Origin of the sequence: Roseateles amylovorans (assembly GCF_025398155.2) — a bacterium.
Lineage (GTDB): Bacteria > Pseudomonadota > Gammaproteobacteria > Burkholderiales > Burkholderiaceae_C > Roseateles > Roseateles amylovorans.
The window spans coordinates 5,973,948-5,996,491 of sequence record NZ_CP104562.2 but is presented as its reverse complement, the minus strand read 5'-3'; the positions used below and the strand labels follow the sequence as shown (position 1 = coordinate 5,996,491).

General features: G+C 68.0%; 16 protein-coding genes. 3 read left to right on the top strand and 13 right to left on the bottom strand.

The window, feature by feature from the left end:
• Positions 1-164 precede the first annotated feature (164 nt).
• Positions 165-3,164: a polysaccharide deacetylase family protein gene (locus N4261_RS24795; protein ID WP_261757910.1), complete on the bottom strand. Its 3,000-nt coding sequence runs from the start codon at positions 3,162-3,164 to the stop codon at positions 165-167.
• 197 nt (positions 3,165-3,361) lie between these two features.
• Here N4261_RS24795 and purB point away from each other — a divergent pair, with 197 nt between their 5' ends.
• A complete protein-coding gene (gene purB, locus N4261_RS24790) occupies positions 3,362-4,729 on the top strand; it encodes an adenylosuccinate lyase (RefSeq protein ID WP_261757909.1) in 1,368 nt (455 codons plus the stop codon).
• A 184-nt stretch (positions 4,730-4,913) separates the two neighbouring features.
• Here purB and N4261_RS24785 read toward each other — a convergent pair whose 3' ends face one another.
• The 5 genes from N4261_RS24785 to N4261_RS24765 form a co-directional block, all read right to left on the bottom strand.
• Positions 4,914-5,486, bottom strand: coding sequence for an outer membrane beta-barrel protein (locus N4261_RS24785; RefSeq protein ID WP_261757908.1), 573 nt, complete (start codon positions 5,484-5,486; stop codon positions 4,914-4,916).
• A gap of 227 nt (positions 5,487-5,713) precedes the next feature.
• Positions 5,714-5,881 carry a hypothetical protein gene (locus tag N4261_RS24780; protein ID WP_261757907.1) on the bottom strand — a complete coding sequence of 56 codons (168 nt, stop codon included), beginning with the start codon at positions 5,879-5,881 and terminating at the stop codon, positions 5,714-5,716.
• Positions 5,878-7,191, bottom strand: coding sequence for an ATP-binding protein (locus tag N4261_RS24775; RefSeq protein ID WP_261757906.1), 1,314 nt, complete (start codon positions 7,189-7,191; stop codon positions 5,878-5,880). Before N4261_RS24775 ends, N4261_RS24780 begins: the two co-directional genes overlap by 4 nt.
• Positions 7,191-7,892, bottom strand: a complete 702-nt coding sequence (locus N4261_RS24770) for a winged helix-turn-helix domain-containing protein (protein WP_261757905.1) — start codon at positions 7,890-7,892, stop codon at positions 7,191-7,193. The genes N4261_RS24775 and N4261_RS24770 overlap by 1 nt, the downstream gene beginning before the upstream one ends.
• Before the next feature lie 107 nt (positions 7,893-7,999).
• Positions 8,000-8,764, bottom strand: a complete 765-nt coding sequence (locus N4261_RS24765; RefSeq protein WP_261757904.1) for a GNAT family N-acetyltransferase — start codon at positions 8,762-8,764, stop codon at positions 8,000-8,002.
• Positions 8,765-8,911: 147 nt separating this feature from the next.
• Between N4261_RS24765 and pyrF the strand changes: the two genes are divergently transcribed.
• Together pyrF and N4261_RS24755 are read left to right on the top strand one after the other, a co-directional pair.
• Positions 8,912-9,748: an orotidine-5'-phosphate decarboxylase gene (gene pyrF / locus N4261_RS24760; RefSeq protein ID WP_261757903.1), complete on the top strand. Its 837-nt coding sequence runs from the start codon at positions 8,912-8,914 to the stop codon at positions 9,746-9,748.
• A 360-nt stretch (positions 9,749-10,108) separates the two neighbouring features.
• Positions 10,109-13,369, top strand: a complete 3,261-nt coding sequence (locus tag N4261_RS24755) for a PAS domain-containing hybrid sensor histidine kinase/response regulator (protein ID WP_261757902.1) — start codon at positions 10,109-10,111, stop codon at positions 13,367-13,369.
• A gap of 360 nt (positions 13,370-13,729) precedes the next feature.
• Here the strand turns inward: N4261_RS24755 and N4261_RS24750 are convergent, their stop codons facing one another.
• From N4261_RS24750 to N4261_RS24720, 7 genes are all read right to left on the bottom strand, one after another.
• A complete protein-coding gene (locus N4261_RS24750; RefSeq protein ID WP_261757901.1) occupies positions 13,730-16,150 on the bottom strand; it encodes a putative bifunctional diguanylate cyclase/phosphodiesterase in 2,421 nt (806 codons plus the stop codon).
• Positions 16,150-16,812, bottom strand: coding sequence for a methylamine utilization protein (locus N4261_RS24745; RefSeq protein ID WP_261757900.1), 663 nt, complete (start codon positions 16,810-16,812; stop codon positions 16,150-16,152). Before N4261_RS24745 ends, N4261_RS24750 begins: the two co-directional genes overlap by 1 nt.
• A 27-nt stretch (positions 16,813-16,839) precedes the next feature.
• Positions 16,840-17,907 carry a DNA polymerase III subunit delta gene (gene holA / locus N4261_RS24740; protein WP_261757899.1) on the bottom strand — a complete coding sequence of 356 codons (1,068 nt, stop codon included), beginning with the start codon at positions 17,905-17,907 and terminating at the stop codon, positions 16,840-16,842.
• An 18-nt stretch (positions 17,908-17,925) separates the two neighbouring features.
• Positions 17,926-18,417, bottom strand: coding sequence for an LPS-assembly lipoprotein LptE (locus tag N4261_RS24735; protein WP_261757898.1), 492 nt, complete (start codon positions 18,415-18,417; stop codon positions 17,926-17,928).
• 4 nt (positions 18,418-18,421) lie between these two features.
• Positions 18,422-21,064 (bottom strand): leucine--tRNA ligase, encoded by a 2,643-nt coding sequence (leuS, locus tag N4261_RS24730; protein WP_261757897.1) that lies wholly within the window; start codon positions 21,062-21,064, stop codon positions 18,422-18,424.
• Between the two features lie 263 nt (positions 21,065-21,327).
• Positions 21,328-21,897, bottom strand: a complete 570-nt coding sequence (locus N4261_RS24725) for an ExbD/TolR family protein (protein ID WP_354005387.1) — start codon at positions 21,895-21,897, stop codon at positions 21,328-21,330.
• Positions 21,894-22,538, bottom strand: coding sequence for a MotA/TolQ/ExbB proton channel family protein (locus N4261_RS24720; protein WP_261757896.1), 645 nt, complete (start codon positions 22,536-22,538; stop codon positions 21,894-21,896). The genes N4261_RS24725 and N4261_RS24720 overlap by 4 nt, the downstream gene beginning before the upstream one ends.
• Positions 22,539-22,544 lie beyond the last annotated feature (6 nt).

The window sequence follows — 22,544 nt, the reverse complement described above, 5'->3', positions numbered from 1 at the left end:
TCCCACTTCAACCGCTCAAGCAGCACCCACCCACCCCGCAAGACGCGGTCTCGCCATCCATCCATCCGTTCGTTCGTTTGATGATTCGTCGAATCGTTGAATCGTTGAATCGTTGAATCGTTGATTCGCTTGTCCGACTGAATCACGCTCCGAACGTCAGAGCCTCACCGCGGAGGCGCCGGCCGATGGGCCGCATCGGGCTGTTCCAGCCAGGCTCGGATTTCGGCCACGCGGGCGTGCTTGGGCGAGAGTTCGATGAAGCTGCGATAGGCCGCCTGCGCCTGCGCATCCTCGTTGGCCATCAGCAGCGCATCGCCGAGGTTGAGGTGAGCCAGGGCCCGGCTGCCGTCCATCTCGATGGCCTTGCGGAACCAGCGGGCTGCTTCGACCGGCTTGTCGCGCTTGAAGTAGATGAAGCCGAGGTTGTTGGCGGCGAGCGCGAAGCGCGGCTGCAGCTTGAGGGCCTCGGTGAAGGCGGCCTCCGCTTCGTCATAGCGGCGCTCCTTGTAGAGCTGCAGGCCACGATCATTCGCGCGCTGCGCCGCGACGCGGGGGCTGATCGAGACCGCCGTGGCGCTGGTGGCGATGGCCGTGTCCTTGCCGTCCAGGCCCTTCAACACGATCTGCACCGAGGCCGCGCTCGCTGCGGGCGCTTGTCCGGCCGCTGCGGTGGTGGTCGTGGTCGTGGTCGGTGCTGCGCCCGGTGTGGCGGAGGCGGCAGCAGGCGAGGCCACCGGCTGGAGCTGCGCATTGCGCGCGTCGTCGGCACGCTTGGCCAGCGCGCTGGTCTTGGCGTCCAACTGGTTGCTGTCCCCGCTCAAGGCCTGCTCCGGCGTGGACGCGAGCTCGAAGATGAACTCGCCGCCTTCGGACCCCGGCAGGCTGCCGAAGGCCGGTGTCTGGTGCGCAATGGCCGAGACTGCTGGCGCTACATAGGCGGCCAGCTCGGTGGCGGTGATCAGGCCGTCACCGTTCAGGTCGGCCTTGCCGGAGAGGGCCTGCAGCAGGGTCCAGGTGAAGACCGAATGGCCGCCGGGGCCGTCATCGGCCACCTGCTGGTCTGCGCCGCCGGCGGTCATCATCTGGCGACCCATGCGGCGGGCGTTGTCCCGCACGAAGTTGGCGCTGCCGCCCGCCGAGCCGGCGCGGGTCAGGCCCAGGCCGGAATAGCAGGCATCGATGATGAAGAAGGCATGCTTGGCCGGCAATGCTTCGCCGAGCTCCTGCAACTGCGGCATGGCGATGGCGTCGGTCTGCAAGTCATCGGTACCGGCGTCCACCGGGATGATGTAGCCCACATCCCGGCCGCTCGGCAACCGCCGGGTGCTGCCGTGGCCCGCGAAGAAGACGAACACCCGGTCGTCCCGCTTGAGCTTGGACGAGCCCGCCTTGTCCCGCACCAGGCCATTGAGTGCGCGCAGGATGTTGGCGCGGGTGGCCTCACCATCGGTCAGCGTGACGACGTTCTCGGGCCGGAAGCCGAACTGGGTCTGCAGCGTGTCCTGCACGGCGCGTGCATCGCGCACCGCGTGCTGCAGGCGCGGCCAGCTCTTGTACTGGTCGATGCCGATCACCAGCGCATAGCTGTCGCGGTAGAGATTGGCACCCGCCAGCTCGGGCGCCGCAGCGCTTTCGCCGCCCGCAGGCGCGTCCAGCGGCTGGATCTTGCCGTCCTTCCAGGCCGCGAAGCGGTAGCCCTCCGCCTTGAGCTGATCCAGCACCAGCGGCAGCGCCTCGACGGTGCGCGCATGGATGTCGTGGAACAGCACAATGCCGCGCTGCTGTTTGGACAGCTCATTCAACACCCGCGCAGCAATCGATTTCGGGATCGGATCGGACCAGTCCAGCGAGTCCACGTTCCACATCATCGACCGCAGCTTCAGCGATTCGATCACGCCCAGCGCCCCATCATTGCGCGCGCCATAGGGAAATCGAAACAGGGCCTGGCCATTGCGGCCGGCGTTGTCCAGCAGCGCTTCGGTCCTGCTGGCTTCGCTGCGCACCTGATCGAGCTGGAACTTCGACATCAGGCCGTGGGTGAAGCTGTGGTTGGCGATCGGATGACCCGCCGCCAGCACCCGCTGCGCCACCTGGGAGCCCGGGCCGGGCTTGACCTTGCCGTCCTTGTCGACCGTGCCCAGGTTGCGCCCGAGTTGAAAGAAGACCGCAGGCGTTTGGTAACGCTTGAGAATCTCCAGGATTTCATCGGTGTAGCGCGGGTGCGGACCGTCATCGAAGGTCAGCAACACCGTCTTGGGCGGCAACTGCAGGCCGAAGAATTCCCGCTCGGCCTTGGCGGTGGCCGGCCCGCGTGTCGCGCCCGACGCCGGCTCGCCCTCGGGCGCCGCTGCGGTGGTGGTGGTCGCGTTGTTGTCGGTGCTGGGACGGGCCCGCAGATCGGGCAGCACGGTGGCGTAATCCTTCAGGATGCCTTCGCGGGTGTAGAGCCCCTTGAGCTTGGCCACATAGTCTGCCCACTTCTCCCGCTTGAGCGTGATGCCCCGCTGGGCGAAGCGACCGAAGGTGTCGCGCAGTTCCTGCGCATACGCCTGCTCGACCTCCGCCAGCACCGCCAGGTCCTCATTCGCCCGCTTGGCCAGCTTCAGCCCCGCGATGCTTTGCGAGGTGGACATCTGCTGACCGAACTGGGTGAGGAACTCCTTGAACGCGAGTCGGTCGGCATCGAACCAGCTTGGTTCCTGCTCGATGCGGTCCAGCAGCTCGGACAGTGCGGCCAGACCGGCCGGATCCTGGCTCTTTGCCGCGGTGGCACCCAGCGCCTCGACGCTCTCATGCATGTCGTGGAACAGCATCAGACCGACCGCATGCACCGCTTCGCGTTCCGCGGGCTTGAGCGAGGACTCGCCGTCCATCAGCACAATCATCTGGCGGTAGCGCGCCAGCACCTGATCGGCCTGGGTGCGCAAGGTGGCGCTGACGGTCGGGCTGGCCGAAGCCGCCACGGCCGGCTGGATCGCCTGCGGATCGGCGGACTTCTGGCAGCCGGACAGCGCGGTGGACAGGGCCAGCACCACGGCCGCCGCGGCTCCCAGGCCGGTCGAAGCGCCGGGGCCGCCGCGGTGCGTGGGCCGATGGGTCGTCCGTGCCAGGTCCGGCACCGAGCCCTCGTTCGATTGGCCCATCGTTGTCGCGCGCTTGCCCATCCCTCGTTCCTCGTCCACGTCGTGTTGGTCTGCCGCGGCATTGTCGCGTCTGGCGCCGCTGGTGCTGCGGGCGGCGTGGCGGACGCGCGTCGGGAACCGGAAGCCCGTCACGCCAGCAGGCGTTGGCCACACCCGGCTGGGGCCGCTCTGTAGAATCTGCGGGTTTGCCCCAGCCCTGGCCGATGCGCCGCCCCGCCATGAATCTCTCCGCCCTCACCGCCTTGTCGCCCCTGGATGGTCGCTATGCCTCGCGCATGGCGTCGTTGCGTCCGCTGCTGTCGGAATTCGGCCTGATGCACCGCCGCGTGCAGGTGGAAATCGAATGGTTCATCGCCCTGTCCGATGCCGGCCTGGCCGAATTCAAGCCACTGCCGGCCGCCGCCCGCGAGCGACTTCGTGCCCTGGTGGCCAACTTCTCCGAGGCCGATGCGCAAGCGATCAAGGACATCGAGAAGACCACCAACCATGATGTCAAGGCGGTCGAGTACTGGATCAAGAAGCAGTTCGCCGGCCATGCGGAACTGGAAGCGGCCGGCGAGTTCGTGCACTTCGCCTGCACCAGCGAGGACATCAACAACACCAGCCATGGCCTGATGCTGAAGGCCGCGCGCGAACAGGTGATCCTGCCGGCGCTGGACCGCGTCATTGCCAAGCTGACCGAGATGGCCCAGGCCATGGCCGCCGCGCCGATGCTCAGCCGCACCCACGGCCAGACCGCCAGCCCGACCACGGTGGGCAAGGAGATCGCCAACGTCGTCGCCCGCCTGCGCCGGGCCCGGGTCGTCATTGCCGAGGTCAAGCTGCTGGCCAAGATGAACGGCGCGGTGGGCAACTACAACGCCCATCTGTCGGCCTATCCGGAGCAGGACTGGGAAGCCTTCAGCCAATCGGTGATCGAGAAGCAGCTGGGACTGACCTTCAATCCCTACACCATCCAGATCGAGCCGCATGACTACATGGCCGAGCTGTTCGATGCCGTGACCCGTGCCAACACCATCCTGGTGGACTGGTCGCGCGATGTGTGGGGCTATGTGTCGCTGGGCTACTTCAAGCAACGCACCAAGGCGGGCGAGATCGGTTCCTCGACCATGCCGCACAAGGTCAACCCGATCGACTTCGAGAATGCCGAAGGCAATTTCGGCCTGGCCAATGCGCTGCTGACCCACCTGAGCCAGAAGCTCCCGATCAGCCGCTGGCAGCGTGACCTCACCGATTCAACGGTGCTGCGCAACATGGGTGTGGCGCTGGGTTATGCGTTGCTGGGTTATGACTCCCTGAGCAAGGGCCTGGACAAGCTGGAGCTCAACGCCGCCGCGCTGGACGCGGATCTGGACGCCTCGTGGGAAGTGCTGGCCGAGCCGATCCAGACGGTGATGCGCCGCTATGCGCTGCCCAATCCGTATGAGCGGCTGAAGGAACTGACCCGCGGCAAGACCATCACCCGCGAATCCATCCAGGCGTTCATCCAGGGCCTGGAACTGCCCGAGGCCGAAAAGCAGCGCCTGTTGGCGATGACGCCGGGCAACTACATCGGCAAGGCGGAGGCGCTGGCGCGACGGATCTGACCCCCGCCGCACTCGACCGACCAGAGAGGTCAGCGTGCCGCCATGGCGGGACCTGATGGTGGGTCCGGCCTGATCGCCAACGAAAAAAGGGCAGTGCCGAGGCACTGCCCTTTCGCTTTCCGGCGTTCGGGAGGGAGGAGGATGCGTAGGAGCGCAACCGGAAAGCGCCGATGTCCTCAGGACATCAGAACTGGTAGGCCACGCCGACGCCCAGTCGGTCCACCTTCTTGTTGAAACCGTTGGCGTCCGGCATGTTGTTGAAGCGAGTGGCTTCCGCACGCAGCGAGACGTTCTTGGTCAGCGCGTAGTCGACACCCACGCCCAGCTTCAGGCCGGTCTTGTCTTCATTGCCCAGGCCGTTGTTGAAGTCGCGCTGGGCGTAGGCCAGACCCACCTTGCCGTACACACCGAAGTTGTTGCCCAGCGGCGCGCGGGCAATGCCATCCAGCGAATAGACCTTGTTCTTGGCGCTCACGCCGCCAAAGTCGATGCGGCCCAGGTCGGTGTAGTTGGCTTCCACGGCGAAGTTCTCGTTGAACTTGTAGCCACCGAAGATGCTGTAGCTGTCGGCGGTGCGCTTCTGCGAATTGCCGTCCACGCGGCTGGTCGACTTGGCGACGTCGCCACCCAGGTAGTAAGGCGTGTCAGCCGCCATGGCCAGACCAGAGCCCAGGGTCAGGGCGAGCGCGGCGGCAGCAAACAGGCCGGCCTTCTTGCCGTTGACGATCGTGCGGGTGTTGTTGTTCTTGCGGTTCATGTGAGGACTCCTTCAGAGCATTCGCAACGGACGCGGAGATCGCGAGTCGTGCGTGGGTTTCACGATGTCGTCGGGCGGGTTCCGGAAGATCCGGTGAGATTCGCTCTCGACATGGATGCATTGTGGGAATCCCGGTCCTCCGCGTCTGTGGACCGAGTTGGGCGCTTGTGTGACGGTTGATGACAGCCGACCGCCGTGCGCTTGACGCGCGCTTTACCTTTGTGCGTTCAAGCGTCGCTGTCGCCGCAGTGGACGGCGGGGATGATGTCGCCGCAGATGTCTGCGCAGTTGCAGTTGCAGTTGCAGTTGCAGTGGCGAGCGCTGGCGTCGATGCCGATGCCGATGCCGATGCCGATGCCGCCGGAAATGCCGCTTCCGACCGCGGCTGCCTTCATGTCACCGGCCAGTGCAGCAACAGTCGCGCCCCGCCCAGGCGTGGGGCCTCGCCGAGCCGGGCCTGCCCGCCGTGGGCCTGGGCGACATGCCGCACGATGGCCAGCCCCAGGCCGAAGCCGTGGGTGGCCGACCGGCCCTTGCGTTCCAGCCGTTTGAACGGAACGAAGGCCGCCTCGCGTTGCGCGGGCGGCACGCCGTCGCCGTCATCGTCGATGGCCAGCCACAGCTGACCGGCCTCCACCCAAGCCGACAGCAGGATGCGCGAACGCGCATAGCGCGCCGCGTTGCGCAGCCCGTTGCGCAGCGCATAGGGCACCAGCCGCTCGTCGAAGGGCAAGGCCGGCGGCAGGCGCAGATCGGTCTCCAGGGCCTTGCCGTCCAGCAGCGGCTCCAGCGAGCGGGCTTCTGCCGTGAGCAGTGCCGCCAGATCGCCGCGTGCAAGCTCCGGCTGCATCGCCCCCATGTCCAGCCGCGTCAGCGTCAGGCTGGCGTCGATCAGGGCATCCAGTTCGTCGATGTCGCGCTCGCAGGCCTGCACCGCGCGTTCGCGGGCCTCACGGTCGTCCTCCTCGACCAGCGCGTCCACCGCGAACCGCAGCCGTGCCAGCGGCGTGCGCAGTTCGTGGGAGATGGCGCCGGTCATTTCGCGCTGCGTGGCCAGGGCGTTGGCGAGACGCTCCAGCATGGCGCGGCTGGCCACCACCACCGGCGCAAACAGCCGGCTCTGCAGGGCCGGCATCTCGGTGTCGAACCGCCCCGCACTGAGCCGTTCCGCCGCACGCTGCAAGCCGCGAAGGTCGCGCCACAGCGGCCGCAACTGCCACCACGCCAGGATCGCCACGGCCAGCGCCAGCACCATCGCCACCACCAGCTGCGAGGCCAGCTCCTTGGGCAGCTCGCCGGCGCGTTTGGAGTCCAGCGGACCGAGCAGCAGCAACTGGTCGGGCTCGCCCGGCAGCGCGGCATAGATGCGGCGATTGAAGCCGGTCACGATCACCTCGCCGCGTGCGAGCCGATCCCGCTGCGCCGGTGTGAGCCGCTCCCGGGCGGCCGGGATGAGCCGCACCGGATAGTCGAACTGCGCGTCCAGCTCCCGCAGCCGTTCCCGCCGGGCGGACGGATCCAGCGGGGCCAGATCACGCACCAGCAGGTCGACGGTGCCGCGCATGAAGTTGCGCACATAGTCGTCGGTGACTTCGGAAGCGCCGATCAGCACCAGCGCCTCCACCAGCAGGGCCAGCGCCAGCACGGCCAGCCCCAGGCCCAACGCCATCCGCAGCAGGGAGGCGCGCAGCGACAGGGCCCGCATCAGTCCACCGCGAAGAGATAGCCCTGGCCGCGCACCGTCTTGATCCGCGTCGGCGATTGCGCGTCGTCGCCGATCTTCTTGCGCAGTCGGGAGATGCGGGCATCGATGGCGCGGTCCAGGCCGTCGAACTCCAGTCCGCGCAGGCCCTGCATGATGTCGTCGCGGCTGACCACCTCGCCGGCACGCTGGGCCAGGAACTTCAGCAGCTCATATTCGGCCGTGGTCAGGGGCACCGGCTCGCCGTTGACCCGCAGCTCGCGGGATTGCGGCAGCAAGGTGAGGTGACCGAACTGCATCGCTTCGCCGATCGGATGGGTCACCGGCAGCGCATCGCGCCGCAGCAGCGCCTTGATCCGGGCCATCAGCACCCGCGGGGCGACCGGCTTGGTGATGTAGTCGTCCGCGCCGCCTTCCAGTCCGAGCACCTGGTCGATGTCGTCATCCCGCGCGGTCAGCATCACGATGCGGCCGGTGAAATCGCGCCGCGTGTCGCGCAGCACGTCGAAGCCGTCCTTGCCCGGCAGATGGCCGTCCAGCAGCACCAGGTCGAAGCTCTCCTGCTTCATCAACGCCTCGCCGCTGAGCCCGTCCGCGCACAGGGTCACGTGGTAGTGCGACTTGCGCAACGCATCGGCCACCAACTGGGCCAGGCGTTCGTCGTCTTCGATCAGCAGGATGCGGGGAATGTCCGGGACGTTCATGGGATGCAAGCATAGGCGAGTGCCCCGTCATTCGCCTGCGCCGGGGCTTGTGCGAGGGGCATCGTCCAGGTTGCAAGACGTGGCCCCGGCGCCGCGGGCCGAACCTGTCAGGGCGCGGGCACCTGCAGCCGCCAGCCCGCCGGCGTCCGGATCGCCGGGATCGAGACGTCCTCGGCCAGCGGTGCCCATCGGCGCGCGAGGTCGTCATAGGCGGGCGGAGACAGATCGGCGCGGCCGTTCATCACCGCTTCCAGCGTGGAGGGCGCCACGCAGGCGGTCAGCGCTGCCCGTGCCGGGCCCTGCAGGGCGGCCTGCCAGCGCCAGCGCAGCGCGGCGATCTGGGCGTCGTCATCGGCGGGCTGCGTATCGCGCCAGCGGTAGACCCGTGACAGGCCTTCATGAGCAGCCGTCTGCTGCACGCCTTCATCCTCCAGGCCGATGGCCAACAGCACCCGGCCGGACGCGTGGTTCTCGGGGCCGGTGGTGCCCATCACCTCGCGCAGGCCCAGCACCTGACGACAGTAATCGAAGGTCCCGGCAGCGGCTTCGCGCGCATAGCCATGGCCCCAGCATCGGGCAGGGAAGCCATAGCCGATGTCCGGATGGTCCAGCCCGTCGCGCTTGATCACGCCGCACAGGCCCAGCAGTTCGCCATCGGACAGCCGCTCCACCGCCCAGAAACCGAAGCCCAGCAGCCAGTAGCGCATCACCAATCGTTCGCGGATCCACTGGGCGGCCTGCGCGTCGGTGCGCACCTCCGCATCGTAGATGTGCTGGATCCAGGCCGGCTCATTGAGCAGTTCCCGAACGAAGGGCGCATCCGCCTCGTTGAACCAGCGCAGGCGCAGGCGCGCCGTCCTCAACACGTCCATCCAGGTCTCCAGCGGTGTGAGCTCTCCCGCGCGCGCCACCGCGCCCGCAGGCAAAAGCGGGACAATACCGCACCCCGGCGGCCCGCCGGATCGATCCTCGATCGCCACGGGTCCCGCCCGATCCCCACACGAACGCCCGCACCACCTATGAAATTCATGCAGCAACTGCAGGCCGCCGAGCGGCTGAACGACTCCCTGCTGTGCGTCGGCCTGGATCCCGATCCGGCGAAGTTCCCCACGCACTGGAAGGGCGATGCCAGCCGGATCTACGACTTCTGCGCCGCCATCGTCGATGCGACCAAGGACCTCGTCAGCGCCTTCAAGCCGCAGATCGCCTACTTCGCGGCCCATCGCGCCGAGGATCAGCTCGAACAGCTGATGGCCCACATCAAACGCACTGCGCCGCAGGTGCCGGTGATCCTCGATGCCAAGCGCGGCGACATCGGCGCCACCGCCGAGCAATATGCGCGCGAGGCCTTCGAACGCTACCAGGCGGATGCGGTCACGCTTTCGCCCTTCATGGGCCGCGACAGCATCGAGCCCTACCTGCGTTATCCCGACAAGGGCGCCTTCCTGCTGTGCCGCACCTCCAACCCCGGCGGTGACGACTGGCAGATGCAACGGCTGGCCGACGTCCCCGGCCAACCCCGCCTGTTCGAACACCTGGCCGCGCTCGCCGGTCGAGACTGGAATCTGAACGGTCAGCTCGGCCTGGTGGTGGGCGCCACCTATCCGAAGGAGATCGAGCGGGTGCGCACCCTGGCCCCGGATCTGCCGCTGCTGATTCCGGGCGTGGGCGCCCAAGGCGGCGATGCGCAGGCCACGGTGGCGGCCGGCTGGCGGGTGGCCAAGGGCGGCGGCACGGTCATCGTGAATTCCTCTCGCGCGGTGCTGTATGCGTCCTCGGGCGAAGACTTCGCCGCCGCCGCCCGTCGGGTGGCTCAAGAGACTCGGGACGCGCTTCGCCCCCGCCTCCGCAACTGATGCCGGATGGCGGCCTCACGAGACGCCGTCCCTGAGGCCGCCCCGACGGCTGCCCCGACGGCTGCGCCCGGCCACGTCCCGGCCGTGCCCCGGTCGCCGCAAGCAATGCCCGCAGCCATTCAGCCTCGGTGCCGCGCGCGTGCCGCTGCGCGCCGCCGATCGCTGCAAGTCCTCGATGTGACCGCACCGATGCCTGCAGCGGGGTGGCGAGTCCCCGCCAATTAATTGGCACAAACCGCGAGCACGCGCATTTGGGCCCCGATTTGGGGGTAAGGCCGCTCTTCACTTCGCTGTCCTCTCGCCGAGACTTCGTTACCGGACCTCACAAGAGTCCGATAACAACAAGTTGGGCACGACAGAGTGAGCACGGATTCCCAGGATGACCTCAGCAGCCTGGTTGGGCAGGAGCTGACGCACAACGATCGGCTACCGCCCGGCCTGCAATGGCGCGCGGCGCGGCTGTTCATCGCCGCTTGCGTGATGCTGGCCGCTGTGGCCGGTGTCTTGCTGGCCTTCAGCACCCAGCCGGGAGAGCCCCTGGCGGGCCTGCTGCCGCCGCTGATGGCGCTGCTGACCGCGGTGACCGGCGTGGCGTTGCTGTGGCGGTTGCCGTCGCGGCGTGGGCCGGGCGCGGTGCTGGCCATGCTCAGCCTGGCGCTGCTGATGTCGCTGTCGGTTGCGGTGTCGCGTCATGAGGGCCTGGGTGCGACCAGCCTGGGCATCATGGGGTTGATGGTGGCCATGGCCACCGCGCTGGTCAGCCTGAGGGCCGGGCTGTCGGTGTTTGGTCTCGCGCTGAGCATGCTCAGCGGCCTGGCCTTCGCGGAACTCAACGGCTGGCCGCTGGCGGCGCCGCCGTCGGACAGCGTCGCCGCGCGGTGGGTGACTCAACTCATGCTGCTGGTGGCCGGCCTGGTGGTGGGTGTGGGCACTTCCAAGCTGATTCGCCGCACCTTGCAGGAGGTCGGCGATCGCCACACCCGCTTCCGCCACCTGCTGCACATGGCCGCGGACTGGTATTGGGAGATGGACCGGCAGTTCCGCTTCACCCATCTGGCGGAACATCACCCGGGCAGTTCGGGCCTGTCGCATGAATCCCGACTGGGGCGCACGCCCTGGGAGGTGGAGAACCTGGGCCTGTCCGACGAGGAGATGGATGCGCACCGCGCCGACCTCGAATCGCACCGTCCCTTCCGCGGGCTGGTCATGCGCCGCCATGACGAGGCGGACGGCACGCTGCGGTATGTGTCGATCAGCGGGGAGCCGCGCTTCGATGCCAAGGGCAACTTCCGCGGTTACTGGGGCGTGGGGCGCGACGTCACCGACGAAGTCCAGACCGAGCAGGCGATGCTCGCCACCGAGACCCGCTACCGCGAACTGTTCCGGCGTTCGCCGTCGCCGCTGGTGTTGCATCGATGGGGCCGGGTGATGGATGCGAATCCCGCCGCGATGGCGATGTTCGGCTATACCCAGCGCTCATCGATGGTCGGCCAGGACTTGTTTGCGCATTACGAGGGCGGCGACGAGGAGCGCGGCCGGCAGCGGGCCGCGAAGATCGAGGACATGCCTGTCGGCGCCATGCTGCCGATGACCGAATTCAAGCTGCGCACCTTGTCGCGTCGACGCCGGCTGGTGCAGGCCACCAGTGTGCGGGTGGATGCAGCCAGCGGGCCGGCCACGCTGTCCTTCTTCATCGACCAAACCGAGGCCTCCCGCGCTCAGGAGGCGCTGCGACGGTCCGAGGCCTTGCTGTCGCACCTGTTTGCCACCAGCCCGGATTCGGTCACGCTCACCGAAACCGCGACCGGCCGCTATGTGATGGTCAACCGCACCTTCGAACTGCTGACCGGCTACAGCAGCGACGAGGTGCTGGGACGCACCACCGAGGAACTGGGCATCTGGAAGAACCTGGGCGACCGCGACCGGTTGATCGAGGGCATCGCGCAGCATGGCCGGGTCAGCGACCTGCCGACCTCGTTCATCACCCGTGACGGTCAGGTGGTGCCGATGCTGATCTCGGCGGCGCCCTTCGTGATGGACGGCATGTCCTATCTGGTCGTGAATTCGCGGGACGTCACCGACACCGAGCGCACCCGGTTGGTCCATGCCGCCATCCTGGAGAACGCCTCCATCGGCATTGCGCTGACGCGTGAGCAACGCTTCGTCCAGGCCAACCGGTTGGTGGAGGAAATGTTCGGCTGGCCCCCGGGCGCGCTCATCGGCCAGCCGGGCGAGGTCGTCTGGCCGACGCCGCAGGATTACGAGGCGATCGGCCTGGAGCTGGGGCCGCGTCTGGCGGCGGGTGAGCAGGTGGAGGTGGAGCGGCGGATGCGTCGACGCGACGGCAGCCGCTTCCTGTGCCGGATCCTGGCGCGAGCCGTGGATCCGACCCATCCGAGCCGCGGCGGCACCATCTGGATCCTGGAAGATGTCACCGAGCGTCGGCGGGTGGAGGCGGCGCTGGCGCAGGCCAAGGACGAGGCCCAGGCGGCCAGCCGTGCCAAGAGTGCGTTCCTGGCCAACATCAGCCATGAGATCCGCACCCCGCTCAATGGTCTGGTGGGTCTGGCGCGGCTGCTGCAGCAATCGGACCTGGCGTCGGACACGCGCAGCCATTACCTGGACCAGATGCTGGACAGTGCCGAAAGCCTGTCGGGGTTGATGTCGGACATCCTGGACCTGTCCAAGATCGAAGCCGGTCGGCTCACGCTGGACACGGCGACCTTTGCGCTGCGGGACATGCTGGCCACCATGCGCATGGGCTACCTCACCCTGGCGCAGGCGCGCGGCCTGTCCTTCGGCATTGCGGTGGATGATGCGGTGCCGGCGTGGGTGGTGGGCGACCCGGTGCGCACGCGCCAGATCCTCAGCAACTATCTGAACAATGCCTTGAAGTTCACCGAGCGGGGCGCGGTCAGCGTGCGGGTGCGCAGCCTGGACGATCGACGCATCCGCATCGAGGTCAGCGACACCGGGCCGGGCATTGAGCGGGCGATGCAGGAGCGGCTGTTCCAGCCGTTCACCCAGGCGGATGAATCGACCACGCGTCGGTACGGTGGTACGGGGCTGGGCTTGTCGATCTGCCGGGAGTTGGCCACCTTGATGGGGGGCGACGTGGGCGTGGAGAGCCAACCGGGCGAGGGGGCCACCTTCTGGGCGGAGCTGCCGTTGCCGGCGGCGTCGGCGCCGGCGAGTCCGCAGCGACGCATGGCGGACAGCGCGGCGGCGGTGGCGCAGGAACTGCAGGGGCGGCGCATCCTCATGGTGGAGGACAACCCGGTCAACATGATGATTGCGGTGGCGATGCTGGAGCAGTGGGGTGCAGAGGTGTCCCAGGCCAGCGACGGTCGCCAGGCGGTCGAAGCGGTGCATGCGGCGGCGAGCATGGGCAAGGCCTTCGATGCGGTGCTCATGGATGTCCAGATGCCGATCATGAGCGGCCACGAGGCGACCCGCGAACTGCGTCGGCGTTACGACGCCCAACAGCTTCCGATCATTGCGCTCACGGCGGCGGCCCTGGTCCAGGAGCGTGACGAGGCACTGGCTGCGGGCATGAATGAGTTTCTGACCAAGCCCATCGACGCCCAGCGGCTGCGCGAGGTGTTGATGGCGTTGACGTGAGCGCAACCGCGAACGCAAAGCCGCCCTCGTGCGCCGCCGCGAGCCTCCGTGAGGTCCCCGCAGGGCGACCGAAAGATCAAGCGGAGCGTGGAGATCGGGCTTTGCCAGACCGCCGCTGACCAGTAGGACAGTCGCGCGGCAAGTCAAATTGAGGTCCCCGCAGGGCGACCGAGAAATCAAGCGGAGCGTGGAGATCGGGCTCCGCCAGACCGCCGCCGGCCAGAAGGACGGTCGTGCCGCGAGCCTCCGTGAGGTCCCCGCAGGGCGACCGAAAAATCAAGCGGAGCGTGGAGATCGGGCTTTGCCTGGCTCCCGCTCGCCCCCCTGGGGGGGCCGGCGTCAGCCGGTAGGGGGGGGACCCTACAACCCCGCCAAGACCGTGTTGGCGCGCGCGTCGCCGAGGTCCGGCGGCTGCCAACTGCGAAGCCAGTCGGCGAACTGTTCGCCGGGCATCGGCCGGGCCAGCAGATAGCCCTGGCCCTGGTCGCAGCCCAGGGTCTGCAGCAGCGTCCAGGCCTTGGGCGTTTCCAGCCCTTCGGCCACGACGCTCAGGCCCAGGTTGTGCGCCAGCTCGATGGTCGAGCGCACGATCTTGGCATCGTCCAGATCGCGCTCCATGCCCATCACGAAGCTGCGGTCGATCTTGAGCTCATCCACCGACAGCTGCTTCAGATAGGCCAGGGACGAATACCCCGTCCCGAAGTCGTCGATGGACAGCTTGAATCCCAGCGCATGCAACTGCTCCAGCGTCAGCAGCGCCCGTTGGGGATCGTCCATGATGGCGCTTTCGGTGATCTCCAGGCACAGGGCCTGGGGCGGCACGCCGGCGGCCAGATCGGCGATCTTGATCGGCAGGTCCTGATCCATCAGGTCCCGGGTCGACAGGTTCACGCTGATTGGCAAGGCCAGTCCCTGCCGCTTGAGATCGATCCAGGTCTGCGCCGCCGCGTGCAGCATCCATGCCGTCAACTGGCGGATGAAGCCGGTCTGCTCGGCGAAGGGGATGAATTCCATCGGCGGGACCAGCCCGCGCTGCGGATGCTGCCAGCGCACCAGCGCTTCGGCGCCGGCAATCCGCTGGCTGTGCAGATCCACCTTGGGCTGCAGGTACAGCCTCAGCTCGCCCGCATCGATGGCCTGGCGCAGTTCGCTCAGCAGCGACAGTGATTCCTGGCTGGCGGCGTCCATGCTCGGGGCATAGACCTGGCAACCGGTCTGGCTGCGCTTGGCGGCATGCATGGCCAGTTCAGCGCGGCCCAGCAGGATGGTCACATCCCGTCCGTGATGCGGATACAGCGCAATGCCCATGCCAGCGGAGAGATCCACCGTCTGGTCGTCGATGGTCAGTGCGCGTTCGAAGTTGCGCTGGATGCGTTGGCACACCGCCTCGGCACGGGTCGCCCCCGCACCCTCGACCAGCATCACGAATTCGTCCCCGCTCAGCCGGGCGATCAGGCGGACGTCATCCTTCAACAGCTGCTGCAGGCGGTCGGCCACGGTGCGCAGCAGGCGGTCGCCGAACGGTCGGCCCAGCACATCGTTGACATGCTTGAAGCGGTCCAGGTTGAGCATCAGCACGGCGAACCGCACCGAGCTGTCGGCGATGCGGCGGGTGACCGTCTGGCTGAACTGCTCGCGGTTGGGCAGGTCGGTCAACGGATCCCAGAACGCCAGCCGGTTCACCAGCTCCTCGCGCTGCCGAATGCTCTGGCGCATGGCCTCGAAGGCTTCGGCCAGATCACCGACCTCGTCGCGCGAGGTGCGGGGCACCGGGCTGGCATAGTCGCCCCCGCCCAGACGCCGGGCCACGCCGGCCAGCGCCTTCACCGGTTCGGTGATGCGGCGCGCCGTCACCACCGCACCGAGCGCAAACACCGCCACGCCGCCCAGGCTCAGCGCCAGCAGCGTGTACTGCAGTTGCCGGTAGGGCGCGAGGGCCTCATCGACCGAACGAAGCAGCAGCACCGCCATCGCATGGTCGCCGTCGCCGCCGCCGTGGGCCAGCGGCTGCAGGCGCGCCTGGAACTGCTCGCCGTTCAAGGTCATGGCGAAGGACAAGGGCTCGGTGGGCAAGGGCCGAACGACGTCCGGCATGCTGGCCAGCAGTTCGGCGTTGGCCTTTTCGTCCAGCACGCTCGACAGCACCTGCCATCCCGATTGCGGCGGCCGGCTCAGCAGCACGCCCTCGATGTGGACGATGCGGTTCAGCTCGGTGAGCTGTTCTTGCCGCAGCTCGAAGCCCATGAAGACCCAGCCGCCCAGTCCGGCCGCTCGCATCTTGGCCACCACCACCTGATAGGCCTTGCCCCCGACCAGCACCAGTTGGCTTTGCGTCCGGCTCTGCTGCTGGCGAGTGACGCCGCGCAGCAGCGGAGCGACCTGGGTGGCCAACGGGTTGGTGGCTGCCATGAGCTGGAAGCCGTCGTTGGCGTAACCGATGAAGCTGGCGTCTCCCCGCTCGCTGAGGTTGGTGAAGACATCCTCCATCATCGTGCGCAGCTCATCGCCCTGGATGCCGGCGGCCACCAACTGGCGCAGACCGTAGTCGGACTGCAGCAGGTCCGCCACCAGGCCGCGCTGTTCCGCATCCTGCGAGAGCAACTGGGTGAAGATGCGTTCGCCCGCTTCCAGTTCCTCGTCCACCGAGCCGCGGGCATTGCGGACGATGCCCTGGTTCAGCAAGGCCAGGCTCATCAGCTGCACCACCAGCAGCAGCGCCAGGAACAACGCCACGATGCGCCCTTCCAGGCGTCGCAGGTTGAGGAAGTCGGGCCAGCGCATCAGTCGCGTAATTCCAGTTTCAAGTTGCCGGAGGCCCCGGCGCCAATCTGCAGCGGCTGCGCCACCGGCGCCGCATTGCCCATCGCGGCACGCCACAGCCGCACCCGGTGTTCACCGGCGGGCAGATCCAGCTTCACCTGGCCTTGCGCATCGGTGGTCGCGAACAGCGGGGTGTCGACCACGATGATCCGGGCAGTCATCCGGTCATGGATGTTGCAGCCCAGTTGTGCCACGCCGGGTTGGTCGAACACTACCGGCTCTGCCGGCGTGCCGGCATAGAGCTTCAGTTCGAAGCGCTTGATTGGCGAGAACGAATACACATGGTGGCGGACCGTGTCGAAATTGGGAAAGCTCACCGCCGTCCCGGTCTGGACCACCAGCAACTGGGGTTGGAACTGCCGGTCGCGCTGGGACATCTGAGCGGCCGTGCCGGCCGCCGCGCGGCTGGGCTGGCCCTTGACCTCGACCGCCACCACGGTGTCAGGCAGTGGCTGGCCGCTGCCGTCGCGGACCTGCAGGGTCCAGGGCGCCGCCTGCGCAGGAGTGACCAGGGCGGCTCCCGCCAGCCCCGACAAGAGGGCCGTCAGGGGCGTCAGGGCCATCAGAGCCATCAGGGACGGCAGGCGCACGGTGAAGGGCGCAGAGGTCGGGCGGGGGGGCATGGCGGATGTCAGGTGAATGACCAGACATCAACCATAGCGGGTTTTGGGTGTCGGCGGACGCAGGGCTTGCTCCAGCATGAGCGCCAGACGGGCCAGTGCCTCCCACGGATCGGCCGGCCATTCCGGATGCCGCAGGCCCTTGACGATACCGTCGCAAACCTGGGCCGCGACCAGCAGCCGGGACAGCGCGGCGCCGCCCAGTTGAGGCACGATGCGTTCGAACAGACGCTCCTTCGGGCCCCAGACGCGCGCCTCGCGCAGCGCCATCGGCAACGGCTTGCCCGCTGCGACCGCGTCATGCACCCGCTTGAGGGCGCGGATGTCCTCGGCCATGGTCCAGTGCACCAGCACGGCGGCTTCGCCTTCGGCCTTCAGGCCCTCGAGCATCCGCAGCACCCGGGCCACCCGGCCGCTGAGCAGGGCTTCGCTGAGCTTGAACACATCGAAGCGGGCGACGTCCAGCACCGCAGCTTCGATCTGCTGCAGGCCCAGTTCCCCCGGCGGATGCAGCAGCGCCAGTTTCTGAAGCTCCTGATGGGCCGCGAGCAGGTTGCCCTCGACCCGGTCAGCGAAGAATTCCAGCGCTTGCTGGCCTTCCGGTCCGGCGGCCACCTGCTGCCCCTGCTGTTGCAGCCGGCGGGCGATCCAGGCCGGCAGCTCGCGCCGTTCAACCGGGTCGACCTTCACCGTCACGCCCACGCTGTCCAGCGCGGTGAACCAGGCGCTGGAGAGCTGGGTCTTGTCCAGCCGCGGCAGGGTGACGATGGTCAGCACATCAGACTGCACCCCCTCGCAATAGCGCTGCAGCGCGTCCGAGCCGTCTTTGCCGGGCTTGCCGCTGGGAATGCGGATTTCGATCAGTTGGCGGTCGGCGAACAGGCTCATCGCCTGCGCAGCGGCCAGCACCGGCGCCCAGTCGAAGTAGGCCCCCGAGACGGTGAACACCTGCCGCTCGCCGAAGCCCTGCCGGCGCGCTTCGGCGCGCAGCAGGTCGGCGGCTTCCTGCGCCAGCAGCGGCTCATCGCCGTGAACCGTGTAGACCGGCTTGAGCCCCTTGGACAGGTGGCCCGCCAGCGCGTCGCCCTTGATCTGCATGACCGGGTGCCGGGCGGATCAGGCGGACAGCCGCACGGCCGCGAGCCGGCGCAGCAGCAGGCCCACCGCCTCGACCTGCATGGCCTTCTGCAGCGACGCCTCTTCCTGCTCCTTGGCCAGGGCCGCGCTTTCGCTGTAGTTCATGTCCCGGGTCAGCCGCAGTTCGGTGCGGGGCAGCAGGATGTCGCCGCCGGCCGATCGCAGCGAATAGTCCAGTTGCAGCCGCAGTTGCCATTCGGTGATCTGCCCGGCGGTGGTGGTGGCCACCGAGGTCTTGTCGCGGATCTCGCGCTCGACGTCGATGATGACGTCGGCACGGTTGGGGTCCTCCACCAGCTTGAGCGGGCTGCGCAGCACCTGCCGGCGCAGTTCCTGCGCCAGCGGCGAGTGCGGGACGAAGCCGGTCAGGGCCAGGGTCTTGAAGTGGTAGTCCGGCTCGCGCCGGAGTTCGAAACCACAGCCCGACAACAGGGCCACGGCACCCAGCGACAGCAGATCACGGCGTTGCATGGCGTCAGACCACCAGGTTGACGAGACGGCCCGGCACGATCACCACCTTCTTCGGGGTTTTGCCTTCGGCAAACTTCTCGAAGTCGGGGCTGGCCAGGGCGATGGCCTCGATCGCGGCCTTGTCCGCCGAGGCGGCCACCTTGATCGAGCCGCGCAGCTTGCCGTTGACCTGCAGCATCAGTTCGATCTGGTCTTGCACCAGGGCGGCGTCGTCGACCGTGGGCCAGGCCGCATCCAGCAGCTCGCCCAGTTCGGCGGCGAAGCCGAGCTCGGTCCACAGCGCATGCGCGATGTGCGGGCAGGCGGGGTAGATCACCCGCAGCAGCACCGAGAAGCCTTCGCGCAGGGCGGCCGCGTCCTGACCCGCTTCGGCGGCCTTGAAGCCCTCCAGCGCATTCAGCAGCTTCATCGCGCCGGAGACGACGGTGTTGTACTGCATGCGCTCGTAGTCGTAGCTGACCTGCTTGAGCACCAGGTGCACTTCGCGACGCAGCGCCTTGCCGTCATCGCTCAGCGCGGCGAAGTCCGCGCCCGCGGCCTTGATCGCGTCGGCATGCCGGGTGCCGAAGCCCCAGACACGCTTGAGGAAGCGGTGCGCGCCCTCGACGCCGGCGTCGTTCCATTCCAGCGTCTGTTCCGGCGGGGAGGCGAACATCACGAACAGGCGCGCGGTGTCGGCGCCGTACTCGTCGATCAGGGCCTGGGGGTCGACGCCGTTGTTCTTCGACTTCGACATCGTCGTCATCTCGTACTCGAGCGGCAGGCCGTCGGCCTTGAGCGTGCCGCCCAGCGGCTGGCCGTGCTCGTTGCGGACCACGTCGACCTCATGCTCCCAGTAATAGTTCTTGCCGGCGTCTTCCGGCTTGCGGAAGAAGGCGCCCTTGAGCACCATGCCCTGGGTGAGCAGGTTCTTGAACGGCTCGTCGAACTTGATGAGCTTGAGGTCGCGCATCACCTTGGTCCAGAAGCGCGCATACAGCAGGTGCAGGATGGCATGCTCGATGCCGCCGATGTACTGGTCCATCGGCATCCAGTAGTCGCTGCCGGCGCCGACCATCGCGCCCTGGTTGGACGCGTCGCAATAGCGCATGAAATACCACGAGCTGTCCACGAAGGTGTCCATCGTGTCGGTCTCGCGCTTGGCGGCGGCGCCGCACTTGGGGCAGCTGCAGTTCAGGAAGTCGGCGCGCTTGTTCAGCGGGTTGCCGCTGCCGTCGGGAATGCAGTCTTCCGGCAGGACCACCGGCAGATCCTTCTCCGGCACCGGCACGGCGCCGCAGGTCTCGCAATGGATGATCGGGATCGGCGTGCCCCAGTAGCGCTGGCGGCTGACGCCCCAGTCGCGCAGGCGCCAGGTGGTTTTCTTCTCGCCCAGGCCCTGCGCGCCGAGCAGCTCGGCGACCTTGTCGACCGCCTGCTTGTGGGTCAGCCCGTCCAGCACGCCGGAGGCCGTGCACACGCCCTTGTGCTTGTCGCCGTACCACTCGGCCCAGCCGTCCAGCGAGAAGGTCTCGCCCTCGACCGCCACCACCTGCTTGATCGGCAGGCCGTACTTCTTCGCGAAGGCGAAGTCGCGCTCGTCATGAGCGGGAACGCCCATCACGGCGCCGTCGCCATAGCTCATCAGCACATAGTTGCCGACCCAGACCTCGACCTGCGCGTCGGTCAGCGGGTGGGTGACGAACAGCCCGGTGGGCATGCCCTTCTTGTCCTGCGTCGCGAGCTCGGCCTCGGTGGTGCCGCCCTGCTTGCATTCCTCGATGAAGGCGTGGAGAGCGGGATTGGACGCCGCCGCATGCGCGGCCAGCGGATGCTCCGGCGCCACGGCGCAGAAGGTCACGCCCATGATGGTGTCGGACCGGGTGGTGAAGACGTACAGACGTCCGCCCTGGATCAGTTGCCCCCCGGCATCCTGGATCTGGTGCGGGAAGGCGAAGCGCACGCCTTCGCTCTTGCCGATCCAGTTCTCCTGCATCAGGCGCACCCGCTCGGGCCAGCCGGCGAGGAAGTTCTTGTCCGAGGGATCGGCGACGGCCGCCAGCAGCTCTTCGGCGTAGTCGGTGATCTTCAGGTAGTAGCCGGGGATCTCGCGCTTCTCGACCACCGCGCCGGAACGCCAGCCCTTGCCGTCGATCACCTGCTCATTGGCCAGCACGGTCTGGTCGATCGGGTCCCAGTTCACCACCTGGGTGCGGCGCTCGGCGATGCCGGCCTCCAGCATCTTCAGGAACAGCCACTGGTTCCAGCGGTAGTAGTCCGGCTTGCAGGTGGCGATCTCGCGCGACCAGTCGATCGCCAGGCCCATCGCCTGCATCTGGCTTTTCATGTAGGCGATGTTGTCGTAGGTCCACGCGGCGGGCGGCACCTTGTTCTTCATCGCCGCGTTTTCCGCGGGCAGGCCGAAGGCGTCCCAGCCCATCGGCATCAGCACGTTGTAGCCCTTCATGCGCAGCTGCCGGGTCAACATGTCGTTGATCGTGTAGTTGCGGACATGGCCCATGTGCAGCTTGCCGCTGGGGTAGGGCAGCATGGAGCACGCATAGAACTTGGGCTTGCTGGCGTCCTCGACGACGCGATAGGCGTCGCGGGCGTTCCAATGGTCGCGGGCGGCCTGTTCGACCTCGGAGGGGGCGTATTTCTCGTTCATGTTGGCTCGGGGGACGGATCGGGCGATTGTAGGAGCCCAGCGCGTGCGGCTGGGCGCGGTTTGGCCCCGGTGCCGCCGTGCGCGTCTGGCGAAGGTCGAAACGCGGCCCGAATGCCGATGGCATGCGGATGCTGTGCCGCTGGAAGGCGGCGGTCGTATGGCGATGGTGGGGCCATGGATGCAGCGATCGATGCGGCGATGGATGCGGCCGTCGTGCAACTGAAGGAGACCTGCCGCAGGCCAGCGCGCGGGCAGGCCGCTGCTCAGCGAGGCGCGGGGTCCGGCGTCGCGCCTGTGCGCGGCGCCGTCTGGGGACGGGGTGGTGCGGCGGCAGCGCCGGGGGGCGTCGGCGGGCCTGCGCGGCGGTTGCCGCCGGCGTCCCCGCCACGGGCGTCGTCGCCCTTGCCGCCTTCGCCGCCCTCGCCGTTTTCAGCGACAAAGGCGATGCGATTCAGCCCCGCCGCCTGGGCCCATCCGATCAATTGCGCCACCTGTCCGTACGGCACGTTGCGGTCGGCCGTCATGCGCAGTTCGGTGTCGGGCTGACGCACGGCCAATGCCACCAGGCGAGCGCGTAGCGCGGCCGCCTCCAGCACGTCCTCGCCCAGAAAATAGCGGCCGTCCGGCGTGATGGCGATGGCCACGAAGCGCGCGGCGGGCCCGGGGGCTGCGGCGTCGCTCTTGGGGAGTTCCAGTTTGAGCGCGCTGCCCATCAGGGGGGCGGCGATGATGAAGATCACCAGCAGCACCAGCATGACGTCGATCAGCGGCGTCATGTTGATGTCGCCCATCGGCTTGGGCGTGTCGCGGCGCTCGAGCCGGCCGAAGCTCATGGGGTGACGAGCAGTTCGCGCAGGTCGTGGGCGAAGCCTTCCAGCTCGGCTTCGCAGGCGCCCACCCATTTGCCGAACAGGTTGTAGGCCAGCACCGCCGGAATCGCCACGGCCAGACCGGCCGCGGTCATGATCAGGGCCTCACCCACCGGGCCGGCCACCTTGTCCAGGCTGAAGTTGCCGGTCGACGAGATGCTGAGCAGGGCGTGGTAGATGCCCCAGACCGTGCCGAACAGGCCCACAAACGGCGCCGTGCTGCCGACGGTGGCCAGCACCACCTGGCCCCGGTTGAGGCCGCCCAGCACCTGATGCAGGGCATCGCGCAGGCGGCGGGTCAATTGGGCGTGGGGACGGCCGGAGGCCGCGAGCGTGCCGACCGGGCTGTCCAGCAAGGCGGCATCGACCAGCGGCAGCATCAGGGCTTCCCGGTCCAGGGCCTGAAGCTGCTCGCGGCCGGTGGGGAGTTCTCCCGCGGCCCAGAAGATGGGCAGCCCGCGTTGCAGGTCGCGGCGGGCGCGGACCAGGGTCCAGCCGCGCCACAGGATCAGCACCCAGCTGCTGACGGACATCACCAGCAGCACCAGGGCCACCAGGCGGCCGACGCTGTCGCCGGCATGCCAAAGATCGAACAGCTCACGCATCGTCAG

What these genes read in the sequence shown, in the direction of transcription:
- N4261_RS24795 (WP_261757910.1), bottom strand. Translation starts at nt 3,164, where the DNA reads ATGGGCAAGCGCGCGACAACGATGGGCCAATCGAACGAGGGCTCGGTG.
- purB (WP_261757909.1), top strand. Translation starts at nt 3,362, where the DNA reads ATGAATCTCTCCGCCCTCACCGCCTTGTCGCCCCTGGATGGTCGCTAT.
- N4261_RS24785 (WP_261757908.1), bottom strand. Translation starts at nt 5,486, where the DNA reads ATGAACCGCAAGAACAACAACACCCGCACGATCGTCAACGGCAAGAAG.
- N4261_RS24780 (WP_261757907.1), bottom strand. Translation starts at nt 5,881, where the DNA reads ATGAAGGCAGCCGCGGTCGGAAGCGGCATTTCCGGCGGCATCGGCATC.
- N4261_RS24775 (WP_261757906.1), bottom strand. Translation starts at nt 7,191, where the DNA reads ATGCGGGCCCTGTCGCTGCGCGCCTCCCTGCTGCGGATGGCGTTGGGC.
- N4261_RS24770 (WP_261757905.1), bottom strand. Translation starts at nt 7,892, where the DNA reads ATGAACGTCCCGGACATTCCCCGCATCCTGCTGATCGAAGACGACGAA.
- N4261_RS24765 (WP_261757904.1), bottom strand. Translation starts at nt 8,764, where the DNA reads ATGGACGTGTTGAGGACGGCGCGCCTGCGCCTGCGCTGGTTCAACGAG.
- pyrF (WP_261757903.1), top strand. Translation starts at nt 8,912, where the DNA reads ATGAAATTCATGCAGCAACTGCAGGCCGCCGAGCGGCTGAACGACTCC.
- N4261_RS24750 (WP_261757901.1), bottom strand. Translation starts at nt 16,150, where the DNA reads ATGCGCTGGCCCGACTTCCTCAACCTGCGACGCCTGGAAGGGCGCATC.
- N4261_RS24745 (WP_261757900.1), bottom strand. Translation starts at nt 16,812, where the DNA reads ATGCCCCCCCGCCCGACCTCTGCGCCCTTCACCGTGCGCCTGCCGTCC.
- holA (WP_261757899.1), bottom strand. Translation starts at nt 17,907, where the DNA reads ATGCAGATCAAGGGCGACGCGCTGGCGGGCCACCTGTCCAAGGGGCTC.
- N4261_RS24735 (WP_261757898.1), bottom strand. Translation starts at nt 18,417, where the DNA reads ATGCAACGCCGTGATCTGCTGTCGCTGGGTGCCGTGGCCCTGTTGTCG.
- leuS (WP_261757897.1), bottom strand. Translation starts at nt 21,064, where the DNA reads ATGAACGAGAAATACGCCCCCTCCGAGGTCGAACAGGCCGCCCGCGAC.
- N4261_RS24725 (WP_354005387.1), bottom strand. Translation starts at nt 21,897, where the DNA reads ATGAGCTTCGGCCGGCTCGAGCGCCGCGACACGCCCAAGCCGATGGGC.
- N4261_RS24720 (WP_261757896.1), bottom strand. Translation starts at nt 22,538, where the DNA reads ATGCGTGAGCTGTTCGATCTTTGGCATGCCGGCGACAGCGTCGGCCGC.